Genomic DNA, 12,773 nt, shown 5'->3' on the forward strand with positions numbered 1-12,773 from the left:
ACCGGTTCGCCGCGGCCTGACGGTCGCGGCGGACCGGGTGGGCGCGGGCCGAGGCCCGCCGCCCGCACGTACACTTCTCAGTGATCGAGCGTGCGGCTCGGGGAGCCCCCGGGCCGCACGCTTGTGCTGACAGACCGATAGGCAGGCAGCCACACCATGGCTTCATTCATCATCCGGCGACTGATCGCGTCCATCTTCGTGCTCTTCGCCGCGACCTTCCTCATGTACATCCTGACCTCGTTCGCGGGTGATCCCCTCGACGAGCTCAGGCAGTCCAACGCCCCGAACAAGGCGGAACTCATCGAGTCCCGCACGCGGCTTCTCAACCTCGACGTGCCCCCGCCGCTGCGCTACTTCCTCTGGCTCGGGGGAATCTTCCGCGGTGACTTCGGCGTCAGCGTGCAGGGTCAGCCCGTCAACGCGCTCCTCGGCAACGCCATCACCGCGACGCTGACTCTCGTCACGACCGCGACGATCGTCGCCATCGTGCTCGGCATCTCGGTCGGCATCGTCTCCGCCCTGCGCCAGTACAGCGGCTTCGACTACTTCGTCACCTTCCTCTCCTTCCTCTTCTTCTCGCTTCCGATCTTCTGGGTCGCGGTGCTCCTCAAGCAGTACGGCGCCATCGAGATCAACAACTGGCTCGCCGACCCCACGTTCGCGATACCCGTCATCATCGTCGTCTCGCTGCTGGCGGGTCTGCTGTGGATGTCCGTCATCGGCGGCACCTGGAAGCGCCGGCTGATCATCTTCGGCATCAGCGCGCTGGCGACCGGGGCCGTGATGACCTACCTGTCGCTTACTCGCTGGTTCTCCGACCCGAGCATCGGCATCGTCGTCTACAGCGCGCTCGCGATCGGGATCGCCTTCGGTGTGACAGCGGTGTCCACCGGACTGCAGAACCGCCGTGCCCTGTACGTGGCCCTCGGCATCGCCGGGGCCGGCATCGCCCTCTACTACCCGATGATGACCTCCCTCCTGAACGGGATGACCCTCGGACTGTTCGTCGTCTACGCGGTCGCCACGGTGCTCGTCTGCGGCGCGGTCGGCTGGTTCCTGGGCGGCGCCGATCGCGGACCGGTGGTGCGCACGGCTGCCCTGACCGGTGTGCTCGTTGCCGCCTTCATCGCCCTCGAGAAGTACATGCAGTACTGGGAGGCCTACTCCAATTCCAGCCGCATCCGAGGCCGTCCGATCGCCACCGTCGGCGCGTCGACCCCGGGTCTCGGCGGCAACTTCTGGGTGCAGGGGATCGACCTGTTCACGCACCTGCTGCTGCCCACGATCGCGATCATCCTCGTGTCGTTCGCGAGCTACACCCGCTACTCGCGCGCGAGCCTGCTCGAAGTGATGAACCAGGACTACATCCGCACCGCGAAGGCGAAGGGCCTCACGCAGCGCACCGTCGTGGTCCGCCACGCTTTCCGCAACGCCCTCATCCCGATCACGACGATCATCGCGTTCGATGTGGGAGCGATCGTCGGCGGCGCGGTGATCACCGAGACCGTCTTCGGCTGGACCGGGATGGGACGCCTCTTCGTCGACGGGCTCAACGCCGTCGACCCCAACCCCGTGATGGCCTTCTTCGTCGTCACCGGAGCGCTGGCCGTGCTGTTCAACCTGGTCGCCGACCTCGTGTACGCCGCGCTCGACCCCAGGATCAAGGTGGGCTGACCCGTGAACACCACGAAGAACGACAACGTCAGCGAGAAGGAAGCTCGCGCCGAGGTCTCCATCGAGCAGAAGGAGACCGAGGGCCTCAGCCAGGGGCAGATCGTCCGTCGGCGGTTCTTCCGCCATCGCGGCGCGCTCGCGGCCATGGTCGTGCTCATCTTCATCGTGCTGCTCGCCTTCACCTCCGTCGGGGTGACCCTGTGGGGGCTCCGGATCCCCGGTTGGTGGCAGTACGACTGGACCGAGATCCCCGCCGTCGAGAACGGCGGTCGCCCGACGATGAGCCTGCTCCCCGAGTTCCTCGGGGGCGCGGGCATCCAGTTCGGCGACCACCCCTTCGGTCAGGACGAGGTCGGCCGCGACATCTTCGCCGTCGTCATGCGCGGTGCGCAGCAGTCGATCATGGTGATGGTCATCGCCGGAGTCGTGGCGACCGTCATCGGTGTCGTCATCGGTGCGCTCGCGGGCTACTACCGCAAGGCCACCGACTCGGTCCTGATGCGCTTCACCGACATCGTCATCACCATTCCGCTCATCGTGATCGGCTCGGTGCTCGGCAACGCGTTCGGCAACCTCGGCGCCGCGGTGCTCGGCGTCGTGATCGGCCTGTTCGCGTGGACGTCGATGGCGCGCCTGGTGCGAGGCGAGTTCCTGAGCCTGCGCGAGCGCGAGTTCGTCGACGCGGCGCGGGTTTCGGGTGCGCGGGACCGGCGGATCATCTTCCGCCACATCCTTCCCAACGCCGTCGGCGTGATCGTCGTCAACGCGACGCTGCTGATGGCCGGTGCCATCCTCCTCGAGTCGGCGCTGAGCTTCCTCGGCTTCGGTGTGCAGTCGCCGGACACGTCGCTCGGAAAGCTCGTGTCGGACAATCAGGCCGCCTTCTCGACACGGCCGTGGCTGTTCTGGTGGCCGGGCCTGTTCATCATCGCGATCGCGCTGTGCATCAACTTCATCGGCGACGGACTGCGTGACGCCTTCGACCCGCGTCAGAAGAAGATGCCGAGCGAGCGGGCGATGGCTCGTGCCGGTCGCGCCGGGGGACCGGTGGCGCCCGTCGCCGCCGGGGCCGCCGGCTCGGAGGGTGGCGAGCAGCACACCGTGACCGTCGGCGGCGAAGCCGTGTTCACGGGAGATGTGACCAACTATCACGATCCCCGCCCCGAGGAGCCCGGTGACGGACGGCACGAGCCGCTCGACCCGGAGCGATGACGTGCGCTCAGACCATCAGACCGATCACCGTCGCGGCCGCAAGGAGCGCGACGGTGGTCAGGCTCGCCCAGTGCCACGTCACCGTCGCGGCCTCCGGGTCCTCCCCGTGGGCGAAGGCCCCCTCGGACTCGAGGCGGTCCCAGTGCTGACGGATCACCTGCGCGAGGTTGCCGCTGGGGACGCTCGAGGCGTCACTCGGTCGCAGGCTCCCGTGCGCGCCTCGCGCCGACGCGGAGACGCCGTCGAAGTCGGCACGAGACAGGCCGAAGAGCCGATGGCGACCGGGCGCTGGCGTCGCCCACACCGACACGCGACGGCGCGCCGTCTGCAGCGACAGCGAGTAGCGTGTGTCGATCGCGTGGATGGCCGGCCACGGCACGAAGAAGGTGCGGAACGGGTTGACCACCGTGATCCCGTGCACCTGGATGTGCAGCCGGGGCCTCCAGAACAGCGCCCACGCCACCACCGCCACCAGGGCGATCGGCCAGCCGTAGCGCAGCAGATCACCCGGCCCGCTCCACACGAGGGAGCCCAGTCCCGCGGCGCAGACGATCCCCATGATCACGGCGAGCACGCGACCGAACACGGGGCGGTAATCGACTTCCTCAAACGACATGACCTCAAGCTTCTCAGATCGGAATCCTGCAATGACTGACACCTCGGGCATCCACGCGAGCACCGCGCACGCGCACCAGGGTCTCCCCGAGACCGTTCTCGAGGTGTCCAACCTCGGGGTCGAGTTCTGGGTGGAGGGGGAGTTCTACCCGGCCGCCGTCGACATGAACTACGTCGTCCGTCGCGGCGAGGTGCTCGCGATCGTCGGCGAGTCGGGTTCGGGCAAGAGCACCAGCTCGATGTCGCTGCTCGGTCTGCTGCCGGAGAACTCCCGCGTCACCGGCTCCATCAAGCTTCTGGGCAGGGAACTGCGCGGCGTCGACGAGAGCGAGCTTCGCGCCCTCCGCGGCAACGAGATCTCCGTCATCTTCCAGGAGCCGATGACCGCTCTGAACCCGGTGTACACCATCGGCTTCCAGATCAGTGAGGCGCTTCGCTCGCACGACCGCGCGATCGCTCCGTCGGCGGCCAAGGAGCGCGCGATCGAGCTGCTGCGCATGGTCGAGATGCCGAACCCCGAGCAGTCGTTCAACAAGTATCCGCACCAGCTCTCGGGTGGGCAGCGCCAGCGCGCGATGATCGCGCAGTCCATCTCGTGCGACCCGCTGCTGCTGATCGCGGACGAGCCGACGACGGCCCTGGACGTCACGGTGCAGGCCGAGATCCTCGACCTCCTGCGCAACCTCCACAAGCGGCTGGACTCGGCGATCATCCTCATCACCCACGACATGGGTGTGGTCGCCGACATCGCCGACCGGATCATGGTGATGAAGAACGGCGTCGTCGTCGAATCGGGAACCGTGGGCGAGATCTTCCACGACCCCAAGCACCCCTACACGCGGCAGCTCCTGGCCTCCGTGCCCCACCTCGGCCTGGGCGTGCTGGAGGATGCCGACACCTCCGAGGGAGAAGAGGTGCGCACCGACACCTCGGCCGTGCCGGTCGTGTCGGCCATCCGGGAGCGTGCCACCGAGGTCGAGCCCTCGCAGGCGGGTCTCGATCCGGTGCTGTCCTTCCAGGACGTCGCGATCGAGTATCCCAAGCGCGGCCGCATCCCTGCCTTCCGCGCCGCCGAGCACATCGACCTGGACGTCTATCCCGGCGAGATCGTGGGTCTGGTCGGCGAGTCCGGCTCGGGCAAGACGACCCTCGGACGGGCCGCGGTCGGCCTGCTCCCGATCGCGGAGGGGAAGCTCACCGCGGTCGGCGCCGACATCTCCGACGCGTCGGCGAAGGAGCTGTTCGCCATCCGTCGTCGCACCGGCATCGTCTTCCAGGACCCGGCGTCGTCGCTGAACCCGCGCATGCCGATCGGGCAGTCCATCGGCGAACCGATCCTGCTGGCCGGGGAGGCCAAGGGCAAGGAGCTGGACCGTCGGGTGGAGACGCTGCTCTCCCAGGTCGAGTTGCCCGCGTCCTATCGCAACCGCTTCCCGCACGAGCTGTCCGGCGGTCAGCGTCAGCGCGTCGGGATCGCCCGCGCACTGGCTCTCGCTCCCGAACTCCTCGTCGCGGACGAGCCCACCTCGGCGCTCGACGTCTCGGTGCAGGCGCGCTTCCTCGACCTCCTCCAGGAGCTGCAGCAGGAGCTCAAGTTCGCGTGCCTGTTCATCAGCCACGACCTCGCCGTCGTGGACATCCTCGCGCACCGCATCGCGGTGATGAACCACGGCAAGCTCGTCGAGACCGGGACGCGAGACCAGATCCTCCGCGGCGCACGCGACCCCTACACCCGGCGCCTGATCGCCGCCGTTCCGGTGCCCGATCCCGAGGAGCAGCGCAAGCGTCGCGCGGCACGTGCGGCCCTGCTCGGCGAGCGCGCTCCGGAGACCGGGCGGGTGCCTTCGCAGCCGTCCGACCCGTCGCTGCCGCAGCAGTTCAACGAGGCGACGGACAGCCGCCGGCACGGACAGTCGGGGGTGACCGGGGGCTGACGCGGGCCGTCGGTCGGGAGGCCGGTAGACTGGGATGCGCTCGATTCCGGGCGCATCCCTCACTCGGCAAGGACCCCCTCATGGCGCACGCCCTTCGCACCGACCTCCGCAACGTCGCGATCGTCGCGCACGTCGACCACGGTAAGACGACCCTCGTGGACGCGATGCTGCGCCAGACCGGGTCGTTCGGGGAGCACGCGCACGTCGAGGAGCGGGCGATGGACTCCAACGACCTGGAGCGTGAGAAGGGCATCACGATCCTCGCCAAGAACACGGCGATCACCTACAACGGTGCCCACACCGACGAGCCGGTGACCATCAACGTCATCGACACCCCCGGGCACGCGGACTTCGGCGGCGAGGTCGAGCGCGGACTGTCGATGGTCGACGGCGTCGTCCTGCTCGTGGATGCCTCGGAGGGGCCGCTTCCGCAGACCCGTTTCGTGCTGCGCAAGGCGCTCGAGGCGAAGCTGCCGGTCATCCTGCTGGTGAACAAGACCGACCGTCCCGACGCGCGGATCGCCGAGGTCGAGGAGGAGGCGCACGACCTGCTGCTCGGCCTCGCGTCCGACATGTCCGACGACGTGCCCGACCTCGACGTCGACGCGCTGCTCGATGTGCCCGTGGTCTACGCCTCCGGTCGTGCCGGCGCGGCATCCCGCACGCGACCCGCGAACGGCGAGCTGCCCGACAACGACGACCTCGAGCCGCTCTTCGAGGCGATCCTCGCGCACGTTCCGGCCCCGAGCTTCGACGACGAGGCTCCGCTGCAGGCCTGGGTGACGAACCTCGACTCGAGCCCCTTCCTCGGGCGTCTCGCGCTGCTGCGCGTGTTCAACGGCACCCTGAAGAAGGGGCAGACCGTCGCGTGGGTGCGCCACGACGGCTCCCACTCGACCGCGCGCATCACCGAGCTGCTGAAGACCCGTGCGCTCGAGCGCTACCCTGCCGAGTCGGCCGGCCCTGGCGACATCGTCGCGATCGCGGGGTTCGAGGACATCACGATCGGCGAGACGATCGCCGACCCCGACGACGTGCGCCCGCTCAAGGCGATCACCGTCGACGACCCCGCCATCTCGATGACGATCGGCACCAACACCTCGCCCCTGGTCGGCAAGGTCAAGGGACACAAGCTCACCGCGCGCATGGTGAAGGACCGCCTGGACCGCGAGCTGATCGGCAACGTCTCGCTCAAGGTCGTCGACATCGGCCGGCCCGACGCGTGGGAGGTGCAGGGGCGCGGGGAACTCGCCCTGGCCATCCTCGTGGAGAACATGCGCCGCGAAGGTTTCGAGCTCACCGTCGGCAAGCCCCAGGTGGTCACGCGCAAGAGCGAGGAGGGCAAGGTCCAGGAGCCTTACGAGCACCTGACGATCGACGCGCCCGAGGAGCACCTCGGCGCCATCACCCAGCTCATGGCCGGTCGCAAGGGCCGCATGGAGACGATGGTCAACCACGGCACCGGTTGGGTGCGGATGGAGTTCGTCGTGCCCTCGCGCGGCCTCATCGGGTTCCGCACCGAATTCCTGTCGGTCACCCGCGGCACGGGCATCGCCAACGCCATCTCGCACGGCTATGACGACTGGGCGGGGCAGATCGTCGCGCGACAGAACGGCTCCATCGTCGCCGACCGGGCAGGGGTGGCCACCCCGTTCGCCATGATGGCCCTGCAGGAGCGCATGTCGTTCTTCGTGCAGCCCACCGAGGAGGTGTACGAGGGCATGGTCGTGGGGGAGAACACCCGCTCCGAGGACATGGATGTGAACATCACCAAGGAGAAGAAGCTCACCAACATGCGCTCGTCGACCGCCGACGAGCTCGAGAAGCTCACCCCGCCGCGCCAGCTCTCGCTGGAGGAGTGCCTGGAGTTCGCCCGTGAGGACGAGTGCGTCGAGGTCACGCCCGAGCGCGTGCGCATCCGCAAGGTGATCCTCGACCAGACCGAGCGCGCCCGCCAGACCAGCCGCCTCAAGCGCCAGGACGCGAACGCCTGACCCGCCGCGTCGAGCGGTGAGCGCGCTGCCACAGCGCCGCCATCTCCGCATCGACATCGCGCGCCGGTGAACAACGCCGGAGATTCTCGAGCGCGGTGAGGACGCCGCCCGGTTTTCCGGGCCGCGGCCGCCATGCGCGCGCATGGACTCCTGCGTTGTTCACCGTGCCCGGCGGCGTCGCGTGAGAGTGTCGGAGCTGAACGGTGGTGACGTCGATGGATGAGGCGGCGGATGTGAACGACGAAGCGGACGCGCGCGCGGCGTGGCGCGAGGCCGTGGGCGTTGCGCTCGCCACGAGCGCCTACGGCGTGTCGTTCGGTGCCCTGGCGGTCGCGTCGGGACTGGACGTGTGGCAGGCGTGCGTGCTCAGCCTGCTGATGTTCACCGGCGGATCGCAGTTCGCCTTCGTCGGCGTCGTCGCCGCGGGCGGCGTGGCGGCCGCGCCCTCGGCGGTCGCGTCGGCGGCCCTGCTGGGGGTGCGCAACGTCGCCTACGGAATGCGGATGTCCCCGATCATCGGACGACGCCTGGCCACGCGGCTGGCCGCGGCCCCGTTCACGATCGACGAGTCCACCGCCGTCTCGCTTGCCCGCGAGACGCCGCGTGCGCGCACGATCGGGTTCTGGGTCACCGGGATCGGCATCTACGTCGGATGGAACCTGTCCACTCTCGCGGGCGCTCTCCTCGGCGACGTGCTCGGCGATCCGCGTGCGTACGGGCTGGACGCAGCTGCGGCCGCGGCGTTCCTCGCCCTGCTCTGGCCGCGCCTGCGGCACCGGCAGCCGATCGCGGTCGGGATCGCCGCAGCCGTCGTCGCAACCCTCCTCACCCCCGTGCTGATGCCGGGCATCCCGGTTCTTGTCGCCGCCGTGGTGGCCGTCGTGGTCGGGTGGTTCAACCTGCTGGGCCGCGAGGACCGTCCGCCCCGCGAGCCCGCCGACGCGCCCGAGCGGGAAGGGCTGCCGTGAACCTCTGGACCGCGGTGCTGATCGCCTCGATCATCTGCGTGGCGTTGAAGACGGTCGGCTACCTCATCCCGCCACGCTGGCTCGAGGCGCCGCGTCCCGCCCGCATCGCCGATCTGCTCACGGTGGCGCTGCTTGCCGCGCTCGTGGCCGTGCAGACGCTCGGTGACGGGCAGGCGGTGACCGTCGATGCGCGGGTGCCGGCGGTGCTCGTCGCGGCGGGGCTGCTGCTGCTGCGCGCACCGTTCCTCGTCGTCGTCGCCCTTGCCGCGGCGACGGCCGCCCTGCTGCGCCTGGTCGGCTGGGCGGCGTGACGCCCTCGGACTAGGCTGTCACGGTGAACTCGTCCCTCCCGGTGCGCCTGGCCACGTGGGCCCTCGCCTTCGTCATCGGAGCCTTCTACGGCCTCGCGGGCACGATCGGCCACTCCTACGCGATCGTGGGCATCCCCGTCGGCCTCGTCGTCGCGATCATCGGCTCGGCGGCCCTCCTCCTGGCGGTGCGGCTGCTCACGGCCGATCGCTGGTCGACCCTGGCAACGGGAGGGGGGATGATGGTCTCGACCCTCGTCTTCTCGGGTGAGGGGCCGGGCGGGTCCGTCGTGGTGCCGCAGACGGAGATCTCCCTCGTGTGGACCTTCGCGGTGCCGCTGGTCGTGGCGCTCGCGGTCGCCTGGCCGAGCCTGCCGTCGGTCGACGAAGCCGCCACGCGTGACGCGTAGACTGAGACCGTGACGTATGTGATCGCCCTCCCGTGCGTGGATGTCAAAGACCGCGCCTGCATCGACGAGTGTCCGGTCGACTGCATCTACGAGGGCGAGAGATCTCTCTACATCCACCCCGATGAGTGCGTCGACTGCGGAGCCTGCGAGCCGGTGTGCCCCGTCGAGGCGATCTACTACGAGGACGACCTGCCCGACGAATGGCAGGACTACTACAAGGCCAACGTCGAATTCTTCGACGACATCGGCTCGCCCGGTGGTGCCGCGAAGGTCGGCGTGATCGCCAAGGACCACCCGGTCATCGCCGCCCTCCCGCCGCAAGAGCACTGATCCGTGGGAGTCGCAGACCTCGCCGACTACCCCTGGGATGCGGTCGCTCCGTATGCGGAGCGGGCGCGCGCCCATCCCGACGGGATCGTCGACCTGTCGGTCGGCTCGCCCGTCGACCCGACTCCGGCGGTGGTCGCCGCCGCCATCGCGGCGGCGACGGACGCCCACGCTTACCCGCAGACCGTCGGCACGCCGGCCCTGCGCGAGGCGATCGTGCGCTGGTACGAGCGGCGGCGCGGCGTGACGGGGCTGACCACCGCGAACGTGCTCCCGACCATCGGGTCGAAAGAGCTCGTGGCGCTGCTGCCGTTGCTGCTCGGCCTCGGCTCCGGAGACATCGTCGTGCATCCGCGCGCCGCGTACCCCACGTACGAGGTCGGCGCACGTCTGGTCGGAGCGGTGCCGCTCGCCGCCGACGATCCCGCGGAGTGGCCCGCCGGCACCCGGCTGGTGTGGCTGAACTCGCCCGGCAACCCTGACGGACGGGTGCGGGATGCCGCGGCCCTGCGCGCCGCGGTCGAACGGGCCCGGGAACTCGGTGCCGTCGTCGCATCGGACGAGTGCTACGCGCTGCTCGGATGGGATGCGCCGTGGGATGCCGTCGGCGTGCCGTCGGCGCTCGAGCCCGGCGTGACCGGTGGTGATCTCGCCGGCGTGCTCTCGGTGTATTCGCTGAGCAAGCAGTCCAACCTCGCGGGGTATCGGGCCGCGTTCGTCGCCGGCGACCCGGCGCTCATCGCCTCGCTGCTGACCGCCCGCAAGCACCTCGGGCTCATGCTGCCCGGGCCCGTGCAGGCGGCGATGATCGCGGCGCTCGACGACGACGCGCACGTCGACGCGCAGCGCGAGCTCTACCGCCGTCGCCGAGACGTGCTTCTTCCCGCTGTGCGCGAGGCGGGCTTCCGCGTCGACGCGAGCGAGGCGGGGCTCTACCTGTGGGCGACCGAGGGACGTGACGCGTGGGAGAGTCTCAGCCGGCTCGCCGACCTCGGGATCCTCGCCGGTCCTGGGCACTTCTACGGTGCCCACCATCCGCAGCACGTTCGCTTCTCGCTCACCGCCGCCGACGAGCGGATCGACGCCGCGGCGACGCGCCTGCGCGCTACCGTGCGCTGAGGGCGCCGTAGGAGGGATCCACCATCGGGTGCGGTCCATCTTTGGTCGTGTCATCAGTGGGCGCCCGCCATGGGTAGGCTGTAGAACGCGCGGCCATCGCGAACATCGCCTTCCGCGCCGACCCGAGGGCACCACCCGGTGCCGGACGGGTCGACGACCCCCGGGACGACCAGAAATCGCGAGGAGGCGCCGTGAGCGACGCGGGCATTCAGCAGGACAACGCCACCATCACCATCGGTGGCACCACGACCGAATATCCGCTGGTGCACGGCACCGAGGGCGCGCCGAGCATCGATGTCTCGGCGCTGACGAAGAAGACCGGTTACACGGCGCTCGACTACGGCTTCGTCAACACCGCCGCGACCAAGTCGTCGATCACCTACATCGACGGCGATCAAGGCATCCTGCGCTATCGCGGGTACCCCATCGAACAGCTCGCCACCCATTCCAGCTACCTCGAGGTGGCGTGGCTGCTCCTGTACGGCGAGCTGCCGAGCGCCTCGGAGCTCGAGGCCTTCGACGGACGCATCCGTCGTCACACGCTTCTCCACGAAGACCTCAAGCGCTTCTTCTCGTCGCTGCCGCCGACCGCGCACCCCATGTCGGTGCTCTCGGCGGCGACCGCCGCTCTTTCGACGTACTACGAGAACGAGTCCGACCCGCACAATCCCGAGCACGTGGAGCTCAACACCATCCGCATGCTCGCCAAGCTCCCGGTGATCGCGGCGTACGCGCACAAGAAGAGCGTCGGGCAGGCGTTCCTCTATCCCGACAACGGGCTGAGCTTCGTCGACAACTTCCTGAAGCTCAACTTCGGTGTGCTCAGCGAGATCTACGAGGTCAACCCCGTCATGTCTCGGGCCCTGGAGCGCCTCCTCATCCTTCACGAGGACCACGAGCAGAACGCCTCCACGTCGACCGTTCGGCTGGTCGGCTCGACCGGAGCGAATCAGTTCTCCTCGATCTCGGCGGGCATCAACGCCCTGTACGGACCCCTCCACGGCGGCGCCAACGAGGCCGTGCTGGCGATGCTCGCGCAGATCCGGGATTCGGGTGAGAGCGTGCAGCGATTCGTCGAGCGCGTCAAGAACAAAGAAGACGGCGTGAAGCTCATGGGCTTCGGACATCGCGTCTACAAGAACTACGATCCGCGCGCGAAGCTCGTCAAGGAGTCGGCCGACGAGGTGCTCGAAGCGCTCGGTGTCAGCGATCCGCTCCTCGATCTCGCCAAGGAGCTCGAGGAGATCGCCCTCAGCGACGATTACTTCCGGGAGCGCCGCCTGTACCCGAACGTCGACTTCTACACCGGCGTGATCTACAAGGCGATGGGCTTCCCGACGCGGATGTTCACCCCCCTGTTCGCCATCGGCCGTCTGCCGGGATGGCTCGCCCACTGGCGCGAGATGCAGACCGATCCGCAGACCAAGATCGGCCGGCCGCAGCAGCTGTACGTCGGGTCGGCCGAACGCCGGTACCCCGGCGCCTGAGCGGGGCGGGGCCGCGCGGTCGATCGGCTCCGAGAACGACGGCTCAGCCGCCGGCGGGGGAGAACGTGTAGGAGAGCCCCACAGGTGCGTCTTCGCCCCGGATCGTGACCATCGCCCCGATCGTCATGCCGTTTGCCGTGACCGGCGGAAGTGCGGCCGCGTATTCACCGTCCGACGCGCCCGACGCGGCGGTGAGCTCCTCCTCCAGACGCGAGAAGTCCTCTTCGCGCCATCCCCAGGTCTCGGCGTCCTCCCGGAGCTGCCCGACCGCCGCCGTCCACGATGTCGGCGCGACGGGACGCAGCTCGACGGTGGTCACCGAGTCGGCGTCGGTCGTCAGCGTGAGCGCTTCGACGAGCTCGACGCTCGCGACGCCGTCGTCGCCGAGCAGGATGGCTCGCACCGGGACCAGGGGCTCCACCTGCTGCGAACCGGACGCGGGGAGCCCGAGGGATGCAGCCGGCTCCGCCGTCTCGCGAAGATCGATGCGGACGACCCCCTGTCGGGTGAGGTAGTCCACTCCGGCACGGGTGAACGTCGACATGCCGTCGTCGGTCACCTGGTCCGTCGACGGCGTCTGGGCCGGATCGGTCCACCACGAGTTCTGGATCGACAGGGCGCCCCACGCGATGGCCACGCAGATGATCGCGACCACGGTGATCGGCACCCATGACAGCGCACGCCGATGCCGTCGGGTCAGGCGCATGGCCCGCGGCGCGAGGACG

At 69.2% G+C, this 12,773-nt stretch carries 12 protein-coding genes; 10 read left to right on the top strand and 2 right to left on the bottom strand.

The window, feature by feature from the left end:
* Nucleotides 1-156: 156 nt before the first annotated feature.
* Both ACGG9C_RS03555 and ACGG9C_RS03560 read left to right on the top strand, forming a co-directional pair.
* Entirely contained in the window at nt 157-1,674 is a 1,518-nt protein-coding gene (locus tag ACGG9C_RS03555) for an ABC transporter permease (protein ID WP_071042916.1), read from the top strand.
* A 3-nt stretch (nt 1,675-1,677) separates the two neighbouring features.
* Nucleotides 1,678-2,886, top strand: coding sequence for an ABC transporter permease (locus ACGG9C_RS03560; RefSeq protein ID WP_071042917.1), 1,209 nt, complete (start codon nt 1,678-1,680; stop codon nt 2,884-2,886).
* Nucleotides 2,887-2,893: 7 nt separating this feature from the next.
* On the opposite strand, the gene ACGG9C_RS03565 is transcribed toward ACGG9C_RS03560, so the two are convergent.
* On the bottom strand, nt 2,894-3,502 hold the full coding sequence (locus tag ACGG9C_RS03565; RefSeq protein ID WP_071042918.1) for a PH domain-containing protein: 609 nt from the start codon (nt 3,500-3,502) through the stop codon (nt 2,894-2,896).
* 31 nt (nt 3,503-3,533) lie between these two features.
* Between ACGG9C_RS03565 and ACGG9C_RS03570 the strand changes: the two genes are divergently transcribed.
* The 8 genes from ACGG9C_RS03570 to ACGG9C_RS03605 all read left to right on the top strand — a co-directional run bounded on the left by ACGG9C_RS03570 (nt 3,534) and on the right by ACGG9C_RS03605 (nt 12,048).
* The gene (locus ACGG9C_RS03570) at nt 3,534-5,435 is read left to right on the top strand and encodes an ABC transporter ATP-binding protein (protein ID WP_194384970.1); all 1,902 of its coding nucleotides are present in this window, start codon (nt 3,534-3,536) and stop codon (nt 5,433-5,435) included.
* Between the two features lie 80 nt (nt 5,436-5,515).
* Complete coding sequence (gene typA / locus ACGG9C_RS03575; protein ID WP_071042920.1) at nt 5,516-7,429, top strand: translational GTPase TypA; 1,914 nt, start codon at nt 5,516-5,518, stop codon at nt 7,427-7,429.
* 215 nt (nt 7,430-7,644) lie between these two features.
* Nucleotides 7,645-8,397: an AzlC family ABC transporter permease gene (locus ACGG9C_RS03580; RefSeq protein WP_071043364.1), complete on the top strand. Its 753-nt coding sequence runs from the start codon at nt 7,645-7,647 to the stop codon at nt 8,395-8,397.
* Entirely contained in the window at nt 8,394-8,708 is a 315-nt protein-coding gene (locus ACGG9C_RS03585; protein WP_194384971.1) for an AzlD domain-containing protein, read from the top strand. The genes ACGG9C_RS03580 and ACGG9C_RS03585 overlap by 4 nt, the downstream gene beginning before the upstream one ends.
* Nucleotides 8,709-8,731: 23 nt before the next feature.
* Nucleotides 8,732-9,115 carry a histidinol dehydrogenase gene (locus ACGG9C_RS03590; protein WP_071042922.1) on the top strand — a complete coding sequence of 128 codons (384 nt, stop codon included), beginning with the start codon at nt 8,732-8,734 and terminating at the stop codon, nt 9,113-9,115.
* 9 nt (nt 9,116-9,124) lie between these two features.
* Nucleotides 9,125-9,445 carry a ferredoxin gene (fdxA, locus tag ACGG9C_RS03595; RefSeq protein ID WP_071042923.1) on the top strand — a complete coding sequence of 107 codons (321 nt, stop codon included), beginning with the start codon at nt 9,125-9,127 and terminating at the stop codon, nt 9,443-9,445.
* 3 nt (nt 9,446-9,448) lie between these two features.
* Nucleotides 9,449-10,561 carry a succinyldiaminopimelate transaminase gene (gene dapC, locus ACGG9C_RS03600; RefSeq protein ID WP_071042924.1) on the top strand — a complete coding sequence of 371 codons (1,113 nt, stop codon included), beginning with the start codon at nt 9,449-9,451 and terminating at the stop codon, nt 10,559-10,561.
* Between the two features lie 191 nt (nt 10,562-10,752).
* Nucleotides 10,753-12,048, top strand: a complete 1,296-nt coding sequence (locus ACGG9C_RS03605; RefSeq protein ID WP_075807067.1) for a citrate synthase — start codon at nt 10,753-10,755, stop codon at nt 12,046-12,048.
* A gap of 43 nt (nt 12,049-12,091) precedes the next feature.
* Here the strand turns inward: ACGG9C_RS03605 and ACGG9C_RS03610 are convergent, their stop codons facing one another.
* The gene (locus ACGG9C_RS03610; RefSeq protein WP_390178241.1) at nt 12,092-12,754 is read right to left on the bottom strand and encodes a hypothetical protein; all 663 of its coding nucleotides are present in this window, start codon (nt 12,752-12,754) and stop codon (nt 12,092-12,094) included.
* Nucleotides 12,755-12,773: the final 19 nt, after the last annotated feature.

The organism is Microbacterium sp. MTN4-26, assembly GCF_042846595.1.
In the GTDB taxonomy this organism is placed as follows: domain Bacteria; phylum Actinomycetota; class Actinomycetes; order Actinomycetales; family Microbacteriaceae; genus Microbacterium; species Microbacterium luteum.

Excerpts from the sequence above, each read along its gene's own strand:
- ACGG9C_RS03555 (WP_071042916.1), top strand. The coding sequence starts at position 157 with ATGGCTTCATTCATCATCCGGCGACTGATCGCGTCCATCTTCGTGCTC.
- ACGG9C_RS03565 (WP_071042918.1), bottom strand. The coding sequence starts at position 3,502 with ATGTCGTTTGAGGAAGTCGATTACCGCCCCGTGTTCGGTCGCGTGCTC.
- ACGG9C_RS03570 (WP_194384970.1), top strand. The coding sequence starts at position 3,534 with ATGACTGACACCTCGGGCATCCACGCGAGCACCGCGCACGCGCACCAG.
- typA (WP_071042920.1), top strand. The coding sequence starts at position 5,516 with ATGGCGCACGCCCTTCGCACCGACCTCCGCAACGTCGCGATCGTCGCG.
- ACGG9C_RS03580 (WP_071043364.1), top strand. The coding sequence starts at position 7,645 with ATGGATGAGGCGGCGGATGTGAACGACGAAGCGGACGCGCGCGCGGCG.
- ACGG9C_RS03610 (WP_390178241.1), bottom strand. The coding sequence starts at position 12,754 with ATGCGCCTGACCCGACGGCATCGGCGTGCGCTGTCATGGGTGCCGATC.